The sequence below is a fragment of the Deefgea chitinilytica genome, from assembly GCF_016881405.1.
GTDB lineage: Bacteria > Pseudomonadota > Gammaproteobacteria > Burkholderiales > Chitinibacteraceae > Deefgea > Deefgea chitinilytica.
Genome location: NZ_WOFE01000001.1, coordinates 1,084,055 through 1,100,252, shown reverse-complemented (window position 1 = coordinate 1,100,252; position 16,198 = coordinate 1,084,055). Strand labels below are relative to the sequence as shown.

At 48.7% G+C, this 16,198-nt stretch carries 16 protein-coding genes; 9 read left to right on the top strand and 7 right to left on the bottom strand.

Going from position 1 to position 16,198, the window contains the following annotated elements; genetic code table 11:
- The 4 genes from kdsB to GM173_RS04910 all read left to right on the top strand — a co-directional run bounded on the left by kdsB (position 1) and on the right by GM173_RS04910 (position 3,507).
- Complete coding sequence (kdsB, locus tag GM173_RS04925; RefSeq protein WP_203570192.1) at positions 1 to 777, top strand: 3-deoxy-manno-octulosonate cytidylyltransferase; 777 nt, start codon at positions 1 to 3, stop codon at positions 775 to 777.
- Between the two features lie 176 nt (positions 778 to 953).
- Positions 954 to 1,610, top strand: coding sequence for an adenylate kinase (gene adk, locus GM173_RS04920; protein WP_203570191.1), 657 nt, complete (start codon positions 954 to 956; stop codon positions 1,608 to 1,610).
- A 122-nt stretch (positions 1,611 to 1,732) separates the two neighbouring features.
- Positions 1,733 to 2,164: a BLUF domain-containing protein gene (locus GM173_RS04915; RefSeq protein WP_203570190.1), complete on the top strand. Its 432-nt coding sequence runs from the start codon at positions 1,733 to 1,735 to the stop codon at positions 2,162 to 2,164.
- Positions 2,165 to 2,262: 98 nt separating this feature from the next.
- Positions 2,263 to 3,507, top strand: coding sequence for a 6-phosphofructokinase (locus GM173_RS04910; protein WP_203570189.1), 1,245 nt, complete (start codon positions 2,263 to 2,265; stop codon positions 3,505 to 3,507).
- A 49-nt stretch (positions 3,508 to 3,556) separates the two neighbouring features.
- Here GM173_RS04910 and miaA read toward each other — a convergent pair whose 3' ends face one another.
- From miaA to mutL, 3 genes are read right to left on the bottom strand one after another with little or no spacing between them, the layout of a single operon-like run.
- Entirely contained in the window at positions 3,557 to 4,498 is a 942-nt protein-coding gene (gene miaA / locus GM173_RS04905) for a tRNA (adenosine(37)-N6)-dimethylallyltransferase MiaA (RefSeq protein WP_203570188.1), read from the bottom strand.
- Between the two features lie 2 nt (positions 4,499 to 4,500).
- Positions 4,501 to 5,283: a DUF3147 family protein gene (locus tag GM173_RS04900; protein ID WP_203570187.1), complete on the bottom strand. Its 783-nt coding sequence runs from the start codon at positions 5,281 to 5,283 to the stop codon at positions 4,501 to 4,503.
- Positions 5,283 to 7,298 (bottom strand): DNA mismatch repair endonuclease MutL, encoded by a 2,016-nt coding sequence (gene mutL / locus GM173_RS04895; protein WP_203570186.1) that lies wholly within the window; start codon positions 7,296 to 7,298, stop codon positions 5,283 to 5,285. Before mutL ends, GM173_RS04900 begins: the two co-directional genes overlap by 1 nt.
- Before the next feature lie 69 nt (positions 7,299 to 7,367).
- Between mutL and GM173_RS04890 the strand changes: the two genes are divergently transcribed.
- Complete coding sequence (locus tag GM173_RS04890; RefSeq protein ID WP_203570185.1) at positions 7,368 to 7,745, top strand: response regulator; 378 nt, start codon at positions 7,368 to 7,370, stop codon at positions 7,743 to 7,745.
- Between the two features lie 4 nt (positions 7,746 to 7,749).
- On the opposite strand, the gene GM173_RS04885 is transcribed toward GM173_RS04890, so the two are convergent.
- Both GM173_RS04885 and tsaE read right to left on the bottom strand, forming a co-directional pair.
- Entirely contained in the window at positions 7,750 to 9,105 is a 1,356-nt protein-coding gene (locus GM173_RS04885) for an N-acetylmuramoyl-L-alanine amidase (protein WP_203570184.1), read from the bottom strand.
- Entirely contained in the window at positions 9,072 to 9,587 is a 516-nt protein-coding gene (gene tsaE / locus GM173_RS04880) for a tRNA (adenosine(37)-N6)-threonylcarbamoyltransferase complex ATPase subunit type 1 TsaE (protein WP_203570183.1), read from the bottom strand. The genes GM173_RS04885 and tsaE overlap by 34 nt, the downstream gene beginning before the upstream one ends.
- Between tsaE and queG the strand changes: the two genes are divergently transcribed.
- Positions 9,570 to 10,655: a tRNA epoxyqueuosine(34) reductase QueG gene (queG, locus tag GM173_RS04875; protein WP_203570182.1), complete on the top strand. Its 1,086-nt coding sequence runs from the start codon at positions 9,570 to 9,572 to the stop codon at positions 10,653 to 10,655. The two genes, tsaE and queG, sit on opposite strands and share 18 nt — an antisense overlap.
- Here queG and GM173_RS04870 read toward each other — a convergent pair.
- Together GM173_RS04870 and GM173_RS04865 are read right to left on the bottom strand one after the other, a co-directional pair.
- Positions 10,652 to 12,559, bottom strand: coding sequence for a PAS domain-containing hybrid sensor histidine kinase/response regulator (locus GM173_RS04870; protein WP_203570181.1), 1,908 nt, complete (start codon positions 12,557 to 12,559; stop codon positions 10,652 to 10,654). The genes queG and GM173_RS04870 overlap by 4 nt on opposite strands.
- Positions 12,559 to 13,860 carry a cyclic di-GMP phosphodiesterase gene (locus GM173_RS04865; RefSeq protein WP_203570180.1) on the bottom strand — a complete coding sequence of 434 codons (1,302 nt, stop codon included), beginning with the start codon at positions 13,858 to 13,860 and terminating at the stop codon, positions 12,559 to 12,561. The genes GM173_RS04870 and GM173_RS04865 overlap by 1 nt, the downstream gene beginning before the upstream one ends.
- Between GM173_RS04865 and pxpB the strand changes: the two genes are divergently transcribed.
- The 3 genes from pxpB to pxpA are packed head-to-tail and all read left to right on the top strand — an operon-like array spanning position 13,859 to position 16,193.
- Entirely contained in the window at positions 13,859 to 14,578 is a 720-nt protein-coding gene (pxpB, locus tag GM173_RS04860; RefSeq protein WP_239078248.1) for a 5-oxoprolinase subunit PxpB, read from the top strand. The two genes, GM173_RS04865 and pxpB, sit on opposite strands and share 2 nt — an antisense overlap.
- Entirely contained in the window at positions 14,575 to 15,516 is a 942-nt protein-coding gene (locus tag GM173_RS04855; protein WP_203570179.1) for a 5-oxoprolinase subunit C family protein, read from the top strand. Before pxpB ends, GM173_RS04855 begins: the two co-directional genes overlap by 4 nt.
- Positions 15,501 to 16,193, top strand: coding sequence for a 5-oxoprolinase subunit PxpA (pxpA, locus tag GM173_RS04850; RefSeq protein WP_203570178.1), 693 nt, complete (start codon positions 15,501 to 15,503; stop codon positions 16,191 to 16,193). The genes GM173_RS04855 and pxpA overlap by 16 nt, the downstream gene beginning before the upstream one ends.
- Positions 16,194 to 16,198 lie beyond the last annotated feature (5 nt).

Below are 16,198 nucleotides of genomic sequence, written 5' to 3'. Positions count from 1 at the left end.
ATGAGCTTTGTCGCGATTATTCCTGCACGGATGCAATCGACGCGTTTGCCCAATAAGCCGCTGGCTGATATTGCGGGCAAGCCGATGGTGGTGCGCGTGGTTGAGCAAGCGCTGCAATCGGATGCCAATATGGTGGTGGTGGCTTGCGATGATATGGCGATTCAAGATGCGGTGACGGTGGCGGGCTATGCCTGCATGCTCACGCGCAACGACCATCCATCGGGAACGGATCGCCTTGCCGAAGCGGTGGATCGGCTTGAATTGCCGGACGATGCGATTGTGGTCAACGTGCAAGGTGATGAGCCTTTGATTGATCCTGAGCTGATTAATTCCGTGGCCGCTCATTTGGCGAGTGACGCCAGTTTGGCAATGGCGACGGCGAGTCACAAAATTGAAACTGCTGAAGACTTCTTTAACCCGAATGTGGTGAAAGTGGTTTGCAATGCTGCGAGCCAAGCGCTGTATTTTAGCCGAGCGCCGATTCCGTGGGATAGAGATGGTTTTGCTGATGATAATGAAGATGTTGATTGGGTATTGCCAGCTGAGCTAAACGCACAAAGGCATATCGGCCTATACGCTTATAGGGCTGGTTTTTTGCGGGCGTACTCAAAATTGAGCGCATCGCGGCTGGAAGACATCGAAAAGCTTGAACAACTGCGCGTGCTTTGGCACGGCTACAAGATCGGCGTTTACCTCGCGGCACAAGCGCCAGCGGCGGGGGTGGATACGCCAGAAGATTTAGAACGCGTTCGCGCGGTATTTGCTGCGAAGCTTTGAAAATAATAAAAACAGGATCACGAAAGGCACGAACACAATTCAAAAACACGAAGATGAGTAATGTTAGATTTAAAGTTCTTTTTCGTGTATTTCGGTCTTTTTTGTGCTTTTTGTGATCTCCTAAGTATTTGAATTTCGTTGTTAATAATATTTCACTCAAACCACAGGAAAACACGATGCGATTAATTCTTTTGGGCGCTCCTGGCGCTGGTAAAGGCACTCAAGCTAACTTTATCCGTGAACAATTTGGTATTCCACAAATCTCTACGGGCGATATGCTGCGTGCTGCGGTGAAAGCAGGTACACCACTGGGTTTGGAAGCCAAAGCGATTATGGATGCGGGTGGTTTGGTGCGCGATGACATCATCATCGGTCTAGTGAAAGAGCGCATTGCTCAGCCAGATGCGGTAAAAGGTTTCTTGTTCGACGGTTTTCCTCGTACGATTCCACAAGCGGAAGCGATGGTTGCAGCCGGTGTTGAGATTGATTACGTCGTTGAAATCGATGTTCCAGATGCAAATATCGTTGATCGCATGGCTGGTCGCCGTGTGCACGTGGCTTCTGGTCGCACTTACCACATTAAATACAATCCACCAAAAGTGGAAGGTATCGATGATGAAACAGGCGAGCCTTTGGTGCAACGTGATGACGATAAGGAAGAAGTTGTACTCAAACGTTTGGGCGTGTATCACGAGCAAACTGAAGTATTGGTTGGTTTTTACGGCAAAATGGCTGCTTCTGGCGATGCGACTGCACCAAAATACATCAAAATTGATGGCACCCAAGCAGTTGAAGTAGTGCGTGAGCAAACATTAAAAGCACTCGGCGCCTAATCGCTACTTTGCTTATGAAAAGCCACTTTGTTCGCAAAGTGGCTTTTTTATTTGCACTCAAAGTGCTTGGGGTTTTGGTCGGTTTTAGCTAAAAATCAAATAGATAGCCAACGAGGTAAAATATGATTTTAGCGATAAGCTATACCAGTCGTGCCACTGCACTGCATACCGAAGAAATGCGCCTCAAACTGATGCGTGAATGCGAATTACGTAATGTCAATCAAGGTATAACTGGCTTACTTTTGTATCAGGATGGGTATTTTTTTCAGTATATCGAAGGTGTTCCCGAGATAATTCGGCAAGTATATTCAAAAATTCAGCGCGACCCACGCCACCATGATGTGCAATTGCAAAGTGAGGAGGTTCTATTACAGCGGCAATTTCCTGATTGGAGTATGTTTTACCGTGATTACGATTTTATTTACCCACATTTGCAAATGGATCTCGGTGAATTGATGACTTTGGCTAAAGTGATTGAGGCCTTAGACGAGAAGCCAGAATTGCGACAAGTCATGTTTGATTTTCTTAAGAAAAAACATGATGGCATTTTTTAGCGATTCAGTTGGGTGCAGGCGTCCATCATGATGGAAAATCCCTATCGCGATTTTTGTTGCAACGCGCAAAATAAAGTTCCTTCTTGTGGGAGTTAGCCATGCCAATGAATGCCTTGTATGCCCAATCCGGAGGTGTAACGCCGGTGATTAATGCGTCCGCCGCGGGCGTGATTACTGCCGCACGGCTGTACCCAAGCCATATTGGCCGTGTATTTGTGGCCAAAAATGGGATATTGGGCGTGCTGAATGAAGAGCTGATTGATACGGCGGTGTTAAGCAATGGCGATTTGGCGCAGCTCAAAGCCACTCCAGGTGGCGCATTTGGTTCTTGTCGACACAAAATCAAAACCGAAGCAGAATTGGCGCGGATTTTGGCGGTGTTTAAGGCGTGGGATATTGGCTACTTTTTTTATAATGGGGGTGGTGATTCGGCTGATACTTGCCTGAAAGTTTCTGAACTTGCTGAAGCGGCTGGTTATCCATTGTTGGCGATTCATGTGCCGAAAACCATCGATAATGATTTACCGCATACTGATAATTCGCCTGGGTTTGGTTCGGTCGCCAAGTATGTGGCAACGTCAGTACGTGAAGCTGGCTTGGATGTTAAATCAATGGCGGCCAGCTCAACCAAAGTGTTCATTCTCGAAGTAATGGGGCGACATACCGGTTGGATTGCCGCCGCTAGTGGCTTAGCCGCACGCGCTGAGGGGGAGCCGCCGCATTTGATTTTATTGCCGGAAGTTCCTGTTGATGAAGGGCGTTTACTGGCTGCCGTAGAAAATACGGTAATGAGGTATGGCTATTGCGTCATTGTTGCTGCTGAGGGTGTACGAGATACCCATGGTGAGTTTCTATCAGAAGCGGGTGGAAAAGATGCTTTTGGGCATGTGCAATTAGGTGGGCTTGCGCCGTATTTGGCTGGACTTATTAAAACGCACTGTGGGTTTAAATGCCACTGGTCAGTTGCGGATTATTTACAGCGGGCCGCACGGCATACAGCGTCGGCGACTGATTTGGCGCAGGCGATTGCGGTCGGGGAAGCGGCAGTGAAACTGGCAGTGGCGGGGCAAGGAGGGATGATGGCAACGATTGAGCGTTTGAGTGATGTGCCGTACACCTGGGATATTGGTGCCGTGCCGCTGGGTGTTGTGGCCAATTGCGAAAAGCCATTGCCGCCCGAATATATCGCCGCCGATGGCTTTGGGATTACCCCCGCTGCACGCCGTTATTTTGCGCCATTGATTGCCGGTGAAGCGCCGCCACCTTACGTCGATGGCCTACCTGACTATGGCGCGTGGGTATGGTCAATCGAAGCGCCGTGTTTGCCGGTGTTTAAATTTTGAACAGCACTTCTTATAACCGGTTTTTAGCAATAACTAAGCAATTGTGCTTTTATTTGATGAGCCACTTTTGTACGTCATTGCAGATTAGGTTTGCTGCTGTGGTTCGTAGACAATCAACTTCGATTAAATCATTCATTCCCCTTAACCATGTTAATTGGCGTTTTGCCAACTGCCGAGTCGCCGCGAGGCCTTTTTCGCGGCAAGTGTTCCGGTCGATTTCGCCTTCTAAATATTCCCACGCTTGTCGGTAGCCGACGCAACGCATTGATGGTAAATCGAGGCTGAGTAGATATCTTTCGCGCAGCATTTTGACTTCGTCGAACAAGCCGCCATCTAGCATTTGGTCAAAACGTAATGCAATTCTTTGATGCAATACCGCGCGGTCGCTCGGTATGAGCGCAATCTTGAGTAGATTGTAGGGAAGTATTTCTCTAGCAGGTTCAGCCAATATGGCTGACATGGCTTTACCTGAGAGTAAACAAACTTCTAAAGCGCGTTCGATGCGTTGGGTGTCTGTGGGCTCTAAACGCGCAGCAGTGATTGGATCGAGTGCGGCGAGCTTGCGGTGCATTGCCGGCCAACCGATTAAATCCGCCTCAACGTGCAGTTGTGCGCGCAGTTCGGCATTGGCGACGGGCAAATCATGCATGCCTTGTTCCAGTGTATTGAAATACAGCATCGTGCCGCCTACTAGTACCGGTACTTTGCCGCGTGCGGTGATGTCTGCCATTAGCGCTAATGCATCAAGGCGGAATTGGGCGGCGGAGTAGACTTCGGTGGGATCAATAATGTCGATTAAATGATGCGGTGCGCGTTCAAGTTCAGCTTGAGTCGGCTTAGCGGTGCCGATATCCATGTCTTTAAATACCAAGGCCGAGTCGACTGAAATTAGCTCAACGGGCAAGCCAGATTCCAGCAAATGCATCGCCGCTGCCGTTTTGCCGCTGGCGGTGGGCCCCATAATGAAAATGGCGGGTGGGTGTTGATTCATGTTTAGGCCGCACTTGTTAGTAAGTTGCAATTCAATAAGTAATTAAGACTAGCGGTACAAATGACTGCGAGCATTAGTGCAGGAATTATTGCAGCAAAGCCATAAGCTGAAATCCAAATCGGCCAAATTAAAAAGCAAATGGCAAAGCCGAATAAACCCAACATAAATCCTTTCAGTTGTTTGAGTAATGCATCCCGTCCCAAGAGCGCTAATGTAAAGGCTGGAAGAACAGCTCCTGCAATCGGAAAACCAGTTAATATGCCGATGCAATCACCCCCAAATAAAGGTGCGATTAGGCTTATGCTAAGAATCAATAACGCAGAGATACCCATTCGGATGAATAATTCACTATTGGGTAATTTCTTAGAGATACTTGTAGTTGTGTGCTTGGGTATTGCTAGATAAGTAATGAAAAGAATAGCTAAAGTGTATATACCCATGTAATTTATTTTTGTTAACTCCAATACGCTAATCAAATTAGCAACTAAAAAATAGCAGATGGTCGCAATCAGCATTGTGATTGGCCAACGGAAATGCTGACTAGTAAAAGCTAAAGCAAGCATATACAGTGAGTTGGCAATCAGACCGATTGGTGCGGCGTGAATCATTACTCGTGCAAATTGTTCTCCTTGTTCTAACCAAATAACTGCGACAAGAGCGAGTGCGACACTGGGTAAGCCTGCCAGTATTCCAGCGATTCTTTGTCCCCAACGCTGCCCAGCTAAACTAGTTGCGGCAATTAAGCTTGGACCAATGAGTAATTTAATGAGTAAGATGCTACCCATTACTGTCCCCGCATAAACATTTTATCCAAATCATTGAGTGTCAGCCGGAACCACGTTGGGCGGCCGTGGTTGCATTGACCGCTGCGTTCGGTGACTTCCATTTCGCGCAGTAGGGCGTTCATCTCAGGAATGGTGAGCGCGCGGTTGGCGCGCACTGAGCCATGGCAGGCCATCGTCGCCAGTAACTCATTGCGGCGGCCGGATAACACTTGCGAAACACCAACTTGGCGGATGTCGCGTAGCATCGCTTGCGCGAGTTCAACGGGATTGCTGCCTTGCAATAACATCGGTACGGCGCGTACCGAGAGCTGGGTCGGTGAGGTGACTGAAATTTCTAGGCCGAGTTCAGCCAACTGTTCACCAAAATCTTCGACCGTCGCCACATCAAATTTATCGGCACTGAATACGTGTGGGATGAGTAGCGGTTGCATCGGCATTTCGGCCAAATCAAGTGCAGTTTTGAGCTTTTCGTACACGACGCGTTCATGCGCGGCGTGCATATCAACGACGATCAGGCCTTCAACGGTTTGGCTGAGAATGTAAATCCCGTGCAATTGCCCCAGCGCAAAACCGAGCGGTGGAATACCATTTTCGTCGGCTGCAGGTAGCTCTGGCGTGCTGGCGCGTTGAATATGGCTGCTTGCCATCGTCCATGGCACGGTTTCACGGCTTGCTTGTGCGGTGGGACTCGCGTTGGTGAAAGCACCTGCGCCGCCAATGCTGGCCGCAGTTTGCCGCTGGGCGGGTGCAGCGCTAAAAGAGTAAGTCGTCTCTGTCGAGTTGGCTTCTGGCTCAGATTCGCTATTTTTGCTCGCCCGTAAATCACCAAACATCGTTTCGTAGACTTTGAGCCCTTCGCCCACTGCCGGGGCGAGTGGAATATGCTGTTGGCGGTAGGCCATTTGCGCATAGTCTTTGGGTTGATAGTTGTTACTCTCGGTGCTTTTGTTGGGTATAGCCGCAGGGGTAATGATTTCTCCTGTTTCGGTATCAATACCCTCGGGTGCTATCCCGGCTTTGGTTTTGGCTAACGCTTTGGAGAGGCTGGTAATTAAAAAACGATAAATCGCTTGGCTTTCACGGAAACGGACTTCGATTTTAGTTGGATGAACGTTTACGTCGACCCCTTCAGGATCCATTTCTAAAAATAGGCAAAATGAGGCATGTAGATTGTGATGCAGTACGTCGCGGTACGCTTCACGCAGCGCGTGCATGACCACTTTATCTCGCACAAAACGCCCATTAACAAAGAAATACTGTGCTTCACGGCTGGTTTTTCCCAAAGTCGGCGAGCCAGTGATGCCGTGTAAGCGCAAACTACCAAAGCCTTCGTCAACGGCAATGCCAGAGTTGACGAAATCATCGCCAATAATCGCAGCCGCACGCTTGGCCATGTCACCTGCCTGCCAGCGCTGTTGGGCTTTGCCATTATGGATGACGGTAAATGATACGTGCGGATTAGCCAATGCCAAGCGTTCAATCATCGCCGCGCAGTGTGCATATTCGGTGCTATCGGATTTCAGGAATTTCTTGCGCGCCGGTACTTGATGGTAAAGATCATGTACTTCAACCGTGGTGCCAACGGCTAAAGCGGCGGGTTCTGGTTCAAGCAGTCGGCCATGATCAGCGTCGACCCGCCAAGCGTGTGCTGCGGCTTGGCCATTTTCGGTGTAGCGACTGGTTAGGCTTAGGCGCGAGATCGAGGCGATCGATGCCAAGCCTTCACCGCGAAAACCGAGCGTGGCGACTTGGGCTAAATCGTCCATGCTAGCGATTTTGCTGGTGGCGTGACGATGCAATGCCAGCTCTAAATCGTCTTTGGCGATGCCGCAGCCATCATCAATCACTTTGATGAGTTTGGTGCCGCCGGCCTGCAATTCAATTTGCAGATTGCGGCTACCGGCATCAATACTGTTTTCTAATAGTTCTTTGAGTGCTGAAGCAGGGCGCTCGACCACTTCGCCTGCAGCGATTTGATTCACTAAATGATCGGAAAGTCGTTGAATACGCGGCATGAATATAGACTATGCTTAGAAAACAGTGAGGCGGAAGTATACCAGCCACTTCTATTAAGGATTGAAGTAATGAGTAAAAAACTAAGTTGCGTGGTGATTGACGACGATGGCATTTTGCGCAATTTAATGGCAAGTTTAATGCGTCGATTAGAGTTTAATGTGTTGGGTGAAACCGGTCATGCGCATGATGGATTGAAGTTTTGCATGGATCTACATCCATCTTTAGTTTTATTGGATATTAATTTACCGGAAGCGAATGGCATTGATCTGTTGCCACAGATTTTAAAGCTGGATCCAGCACCAAAAGTGATTATGGTTACTGGGGAGCCCACTTTGGATCGAGTCAAAGAAGCTTTGACTTTGGGTGCCTCTGGCTTAATTGTGAAGCCATTTACCCCCGCCAAATTAATCGCAGCAGTTAATGCGGCATTAGGAACACAACTGTAAGCGATTAATTTTGTGCGATGCGGGTGCGCGCCAATGGTGGGTTTTTGGCAAAGTAGCGTTTGATGCCCTTATGCAAGGCAAGGGCCATTTTTTGTTGGTAATCCTCGGAAATTAATTTCTGCTCTTCCGCCGGATTAGAAATAAATGCGGTTTCTACCAAAATTGATGGGATATCAGGCGCTTTGAGTACGGCAAAGCTTGCTTGCTCGACATTCGGTTTGTGCAATCGATTAATACCACTAATCTCGCCTAGCATGGCTTTACCCAGTTTCAGGCTGTCGTTAATTGTCGCGGTGGTCGTTAGATCCATCAGGGTTTTGGCGAGGTAAGGGTCGCTTGATTTGAGTTTGATGCCACCAATTAAATCGGCGTTATTTTGTGTTTGTGCCAACCAGCGTGCATGGGCGCTGGTGGCGCCACCTTCAGATAAAGCAAATACCGAAGAGCCATTAGCATCGGCACGAACAAAGGCATCGGCATGGATGGAGACAAATAAATCAGCATTCACTGCACGGGCTTTTTTAACGCGCACCCCAAGCGGCACAAAATAATCGCCATCCCGCGTTAATACTACCCGTACATTCGGGTCGTCGCTGAGTAGGTCTTTGAGTCTTTTGGCAATTTGCAGTACCACCGTTTTTTCGTGTGTACCGGATGGGCCGACTGCGCCGGGGTCTTCGCCACCGTGGCCCGGATCGAGTACGACTGTAATCAGTCGATCGACCTTGAGTTTGCTGCGATCAACTGACGCTGTCTCTGCGGGCTTGGGTTCAATGGGTTTGGCTTGGTCGATTTTTGACTCAGAAGCTTTTGATTCTGTGGGTTTATTCGCGACTTGATTGCTGACGCTGGGCTTGGCCGTTTCATTCAGTAGTGCCAATAAGGGGTCGTTTTGTACTGTGGGGTACAAATCAATCACTAGGCGATGTTTGTATTCGCCAAACGGCTCAAGAGTAAATACTTGCGGGCTGACTTGAGTTTTTAAGTCGAGCACCAAACGTACGGTGCCGGGTTTGTTACGACCTGCACGCAATAGTTTGATATACGGATCATCGCTGCCAACTTTGCTGGCTAAACTTTGCAATTCGTTGTTTAAATCAATCCCATTTAAATCAACCACAAGTCGTTCTGGGTCTTTGATTAAAAATTGATTAAAGGTCAGCGGCTCTGAGGATTCGATGGTTACGCGGGTGTAGGCTTCAGCAGGCCAAACGCGTACCGCAACGATACTGGCTGCCGCGGCTAAACTGACTGGGCTGACTGAGAGTAGTAGTGTGGCTGCAGCGGCGCGCAGCACATCGCGGCGCTTCAGTGGAAAAGCGGGATTTAATTCGCTGCTAAGGTCAAAGCGTTCTGGCATGTTTGGCCTAACTCACTGGTGGCGCTTAATAAAATTCTTCGGCCTGTGCTTTCTGGCTGAAGTTGAATAATCCAATCGGGACTTGGTAATTGACCGCTGGCTTTGTCTGCCCATTCAATGAGGCAAATCGATTCAGAGTTGAAATAGTCTCTAAATCCAGCATCTTCCCATTCACTTGGATCATTAAACCGATATAAATCAAAGTGATAAAAGTATAATTTAGAATTAGCTTCAAGTCCAAGTAATGTGTAGGGCTCGACCAAGGTATATGTTGGACTTTTGACACGACCGGTAAAATTAAAGCCGCGCAAAATACCGCGCGTCAGTGTTGTTTTACCTGCGCCCAAGTCACCTTCGAGAAATACCACCATGCCCGGTTGGAGCGCGTGGGCTAAGCGGTGGCCCAATTCGATGGTGGCGTTTTCATCACTTAAAAATGCGCTGAACGCGGTATCATTTGCGATATGACTGAATTTATACATCCATCACTCGATTCATTAAATTATGCGGATTTAGCGCAATCGATTAAAGATTGGGCGCTAGAGCTGGGTTTTGCCCGTGCTGCGATTGCGAGTATTGATTTAAGCCACGCCGAAGCGGGTTTAACACAGTGGCTCGCGGCAGGTTTTCACGGCGAAATGGATTATATGGCAAGGCATGGCTTAAAACGCGCCCGACCAGCAGAATTAGTGCCCGGTTCGTTGACGGCCGTTACCGTTTTTATGCCGTATCTGACTGGAGGCTTTGATTCTGAAGCGGTTCTAGCCGATACCAATAAAGCTTATATTTCGCGTTATGCTTTGGGGCGTGATTATCACAAAGTTTTGCGCGCTCGTCTGCAGCAGTTGGCCGATAAAATTACCGCTGCGATTGGCCAGCACGGGCATCGTGTTTTTGTTGACTCTGCGCCGATTCTTGAGGTTGAGCTGGCTAAGCAAGGCGGTAATGGTTGGCGCGGAAAACATAGCCTGTTGATTAATCGTGACTATGGCTCGTTTTTCTTTTTGGGTGAATTGCTGCTTGATATCCCACTCCCCGTTGATCCGCCCACGCCTAAAGAGCATTGTGGTAAATGCACCGCCTGTATCGACGCGTGCCCAACGCAGGCGATTGTTGCGCCGTACATCGTTGATGCGCGGCGCTGTATTTCATATTTGACGATTGAATTGAAGGGCGCGATTCCGGTCGAATTTCGTTCGATGATCGGCAATCGTGTGTATGGTTGCGATGATTGCCAACTGGTTTGCCCGTGGAATCGTTTTGCTGCTAGCAGCCCTGAAACTGATTTTGCGATTCGGCATGGCTTGGATGATGTCACTTTATTGGCGTTGTTTGCTTGGAGTGAAAACGATTTCACTCAAAAAATGGCGGGTAGCCCAATTTATCGGATTGGTTATGCTGCGTGGTTGCGTAATTTAGCGGTGGGTTTGGGCAATGCCGATACGTCGCCAGCGATTATTCAAGCGCTGCAGTCGCGGCGCTCATTTCCGAATGAGATGGTGCGTGAACATATTGATTGGGCTTTACATCAACACGGGGTATTTGACTAAAGGCTTTTATTTTTATTGTTTTTGAGTTGATACCCTTCAATTGTGTTGCCGAGTATTTTGTCGATTAGGGGGAGTGCTGTTTTCACCTCTAATGGTTTGGTGATGTAGGCGTCAAAGCCCATGTGTAGTGCTTTCTGAATGTCGTCTTCTAAAGCATCACCTGATAATGCAATAACGGGAATCGATCTGGTTTGATCGTTGCTACGTAATTGCTCCAAGATCGCAAACCCACTGGCGTCGGGTAAGTGTTGGTCGAGCACAATCAGATCGGGGTGTTGATGTTGCGCCAAGTTCAGCCCGTCTTTGCCTGTGCCAGCCAGCAATACGTTGTAATTGGGGCGTTGTTGTTTGAAAATCGCTTGCAATAATTTTTGTGAAAGTAGATCGTCTTCGATATATAAAATATTTCTTTGACCGCTCGCGCACGTTGTTGTGCTTTTAATTGCTTGAGTCAGGCCTTTTGCGCAAGGCAGGTCTATCCAAAAACGACTGCCGACATTCACTGTGCTAGTAAAGCCAACTTGACCTTTCATCAATTCTGCGAGGCGCTGAGTGAATGCCAAGCCAATCCCTGTGCCCTCGATACTGTCGTTATTGTTTCCTACACGGCTAAAAGGTTGGAATAACTTGGCTTGGTCTTCTACGCTGATGCCACGCCCAGTGTCACTCACCATCAGCCGCCATGTGTGCTTGGTTGAATGAGTGACCGTCATTTCGACTGTGCCTTGCGGGCGATTGTATTTAATTGCATTGCTGACAAAATTCAGCAAAATTTGTTTGATGCGGCGGGCATCTCCTTGCACCATAAATCGTGCCGTAGGCATTTGGGTTTGTAGTAGTGTTACGTTTTTTTCTGTCGCCAAGTTTTGGGTCAACTCAAGACAGTCTTGAATAATCAGCGCTAAATCGACGGCTTCATCGCGTAATGCTAATTTGCCAGCTTCAATACTGGCGAGGTCTAGTACTTCATTAATCAGGTCAAGTAAATGCCGCCCCGCTTTGGAAATATAGCTGCCTAGCTCCCGCTGGTTATAGTCTTGATCGGCGCTAATAATTTGTGCAAACCCGAGAATGGCATTGAGTGGTGTTCGTAACTCGTGGCTCATGTGCGATAGAAAGTCGGATTTGGCTTTGCTGGCGGCTTGGGCACCATCACGCGCAATTCGCAGTTCGTTTTCATGGTGCTTGATCGCACTAATGTCGTGCATCCCAAACAAGCGACCGACCGGGGTGTCGCCCAACCGTTGTGGGCGGCTGCTTAAGTCAAAAAAACGACCATCCCGTAATGCGCAGGAATGTTGGGAGGCAAGGTAGGGATCGCTGTAGAGTTCGTCTAGCCAAGCTCGAAATTGAGCGGGATCGAGTAATTGACTTTCGATGTGTAAAAATAAATCGTCACCTGAGACGGTTTGTTCTGCTGACCACTGCCAAATTTGAGGCACTTGATGGTTGAAGTTACGAATATTGCCGTCTAGATCGGTCACTAAAATACCGTCGGCAGTGGATTCGAGTGTTGCTGCTAATAAAGAGGCCGCTAGTGCGGACTCCATTTCCATTTGTTTGGCGCGGCTGATGTCATGCACCGAAATGACACACAACAATTGCCCTTGATCTTCAATGCATCGCACCGATTTACGAACTTGAAGAAAATGACCATTTTCATGGCGATATTCGCCTTCGACGTTGCTAGTATTGCTGCAGCCTCCTTCGCGAATTTCTTCCCAAAAAAATAAGTCTTGTAAGCCTACCTCGATATCTGTAATCGGTCGCCCGATTAAATTATGGGTAGCGTAACCCAGTAATTCTTCACAGGCCTGATTGGCTGCGACTATCAGGCCGTCATCAGGGGTTACCGCCAATACCGCAGTGGCGCAGGCATCAAGTAGATTTTGAGCAGAGAGCATCACTTTGTTTCACTCTGGCTAAAAAAGTAAGTCATGCGTTTTTTGGGGCTTAAGAAAAAAGCAGCTTCGCGCGGTAGTTGTGCCACTTTGATGGATTTGCTGATGTTCAGTCCTTTTTCAAATTCTAAATCCAGCACAATCGATTCATTGGGTGTGTTTTCGGGATCAAAGACCAGTACTTGGGGCTTTAATGGCCGTGACGCGTTGACTGAAACAACGAGGCCGTAGCACTCATTGGACAGTATCACCAAAGTACCGGGAGGGTAGACGCCTAGACACTTGATAAAATGGTTTAATGGAATGGGATCAAATTTGGCTTTTTGGTGCGCAAACATCAGCGCCAATCCTTCGTGTGGTGTTAACGATTGCGCGGCATTAATTTTATTGCAGTAATTATCGTAAGTATTCACCAGCGCTAAAATTCGCGCCAATGGGTCAATTTTGTCGATATTTAGTTTGTGGGGATAGCCTGATCCATCGCACATCTCATGATGTTGGGCGATCACTTTCAACACAGGAACTGGTAGACCGGCTCGGTGCCCAGCTTCGACGCCCCATTGGCAGTGTTGTTCGACAATCGCTTGCTCAGCGCGGTTAAGCCCCTCTGTTTTGAGTAAAATGCGATCGGGGACTTCGTTTTTGCCAATATCGTGAAACAATGAGGCTAATCCCAAAATATGGATTTGTTCGCGCGATAGCTTCATTTCTCGGCCTAGCATTAATGCTAATACCGATACATTTAATGAGTGAAAGTAAAGTTCATCGCCCGCAGATTTGCCATTCATCAGATGAATCGCAATGTCGCTATCTGAAAGTAGCGAGTCCAGCATTTGTTCGACCAAATGATCTGCTGCCGCAACGGTTTCTTTGGGCTGAGTATGAATTTGTGCGTTGATATTGCGTACTACTTTGGCGGCTTGCCCAAAGGCTTTTTCGCAGGCATCAAGCTGCGCTTGGCGTTGTTCGTGCTGCTTGAGTCGCTCTCGCTTCGCGTGCAAAAGTGCCTGTAGTGCAGGGTCGGGAGCGATTGGGGGCACAGGGGTTGACTCGGCCGCTTGTGTGCTTGTTGGCGCGTCTTCAGTGGTCGGTGTTAAGGCTAGCGGTGAGACATCACTTTTGATGGGTGAATAACGAATTTGTTTTAGACCGAGTTTTTTTAGGGTGTCGATTTGATCAGCTGACTTGATTTTGAAACTGCCAAACGTGAACGGGTGCTCCATCCAATGTAAATCTAATTGGATAAACAAACCGATTTGTAATTGCTCGGGATGAATGAAGTGTTCGGAGTCGGCGTTGGGCATGAATGCACGTGTCAGAAATAATCATTTTATTATGGCTAATAAATTGCAAAATACAGTAGAAACGATTGAGTTATTGGATCAAATACAACTTTATCCATTGGGTGAGGCAGCCTTGGTATTGGCTGCGGGTGAGGCTGCGCAATTGCGCTTGCAGGCGGTACATAGTGCGGCTTTGCAGCGAGAGGATGTTGTGGCTGCGATTTTGGGGGTTGGTAATCTGACGGTTCGATTTGATCCATTACAGACCAATTCAGATCAACTGGCTTTTGACTTAAAACGCTTATTTTTATCTAGCGAGCAGACACGGCCTTGTACCTCACGTGTGCATGAATTGCCTGTTCGTTATGGTGGTCGATATGGGCCTGATTTAGCGCTGGTCGCTGCGCACGCAAAGTTAAGTATCAGCGAAGTTGCGCAGCGGCATAGTTCGATTATTTATGATGTTTTGTGTCTTGGTTTTTTACCCGGCTTTCCTTATTTAGCAGGATTGCCTGTTGATTTAGCTTGCCCGCGACGCGCAAGTCCACGGCTGCAAGTGCCCGCAGGGAGTGTTGGCATCGGTGGTCGGCAGACGGGGATTTATCCATGTGCTAGCCCTGGTGGTTGGCAGATCATTGGTCATTGTGACGTGTCTTTGTTTGATGAAAAACAATCTCCGCCTAGCTTAATGCAAGCCGGGGATCGTATTCGATTTATTGCGGTGAGTGTGGAGTCATGAACGGTGGTTTGGTGGTAATTCGCGCTGGCGTGCAAAGTACAGTGCAAGACCTAGGCCGTCGTCAGGCTGCGCAATGGGGCGTGCCGCAGGCTGGGGCAGCGGATCCGCTTTCTTTGGCATTGGCCAATCTGCTATTGGGTAACGCGCCCGATGCTGCTGCGGTGGAAGTGACCTTGGGTGGTGCGCAATTTCGTTTTGTGGCGGCAACCGATTTTGCTTTGGCTGGGGCCGATTGCGCAGCCCACTTGGATGGTAAACCGTTGCTGCCGTATTCGCGTCAGCGCGCTCAGGCAGGGCAATTACTACAGTTGAGTCCTCCTGCGCATGGGGCTCGCACTTATCTTGCGCTTTTAGGTGGTATCGATGTGCCACTGGTGTTGGGCAGTCGCTCCACTTTGCTGGCGGCACAGTTGGGTGGTGTCGCTGGACGCGCTTTGCAGGCGGGCGATGTGTTGCATGCCAAGGCAAATTCAACTATCGGTTTGCCGTCGTTGGCGATTGTCCCGCCAAGTTGGCGACCCGTGTTGCGCCTGATGCGAGGCCCTCAGTGGGGCAATTTATCGACCGAGGCGCAAAGTAGATTGCAAAAGCAGACCTGGCAAGTGAGTCACCAGAGTGACCGTATGGGGCTCAAGCTATTGGGTGATAAGTTACAGATGGCCATACCCATTGAAATGGCATCGCAGGCCGTATTTTTCGGTACGATGCAGTTGCCGCCCAGTGGCTTACCGATCTTATTACTAGCCGATGCGCAAACTACCGGAGGTTATCCGATTGTGGGGCAGCTTATTCAGGCTGATTTATGGCGGGCAGGGCAATACCGTGCGAACGATCAAATCCAATTTCAGATAGTCGATGCCGATAAAGCTGTGCTAGCCTTACGCGCTCAGCAAAATTGGCTGAGAAAAATACAAAGGATAGTATGTTCATCGATTTAAATGCTGATTTGGGCGAGGGCGGCGACTTTGATTCTCTGCTGATGCCTTTGATTAGCTCGGCCAATATCGCTTGTGGTGGTCATGCCGGCGATGTGGATTCGATGCGTAATGCAGTGCGTTTGGCGCACGCGCACGGCGTACGAATTGGAGCGCATCCGAGCTACCCCGATAGAGCGCACTTTGGTCGTCGCTCGATGCAGATTGAACCGGCAAAACTGGTGTTTAGTATTACGGCGCAATTGTGGGCTTTAAAAGCGGTGTGTATTGAAGACGGTATTTCGGTGGCTTACGTGAAACCGCATGGCGCTTTGTATAACGATGCAGCGCTTAATCCTGAATTGGCCGATCAAATCGCTCAGTTGATTTTTGAAATCGATCCCGATTTAGCGGTGATGGCTTTGGCGGGAAGTTGCTTGATTCAGGCCGCTGCCGCGCGTGGTTTAACGACAATTGCCGAGGGCTTTGCCGATCGGGCGTATTTAGCCAATGGCACTTTAATGCCACGTGAACAAGCGGGTGCTATTTTGACTGATTTGGCGCAAGTGCAAGCGCAGGCTTTGAGTTTGGTCGGGCAAGTGCAATCGATTTGTATTCATGGGGATAACCCTAATGCGGTGGCGCAAACTATTGCGATTCGTCAGGCTTTGCTCAAAAACGGCGTGAGTATTCACGCTTAGACTTT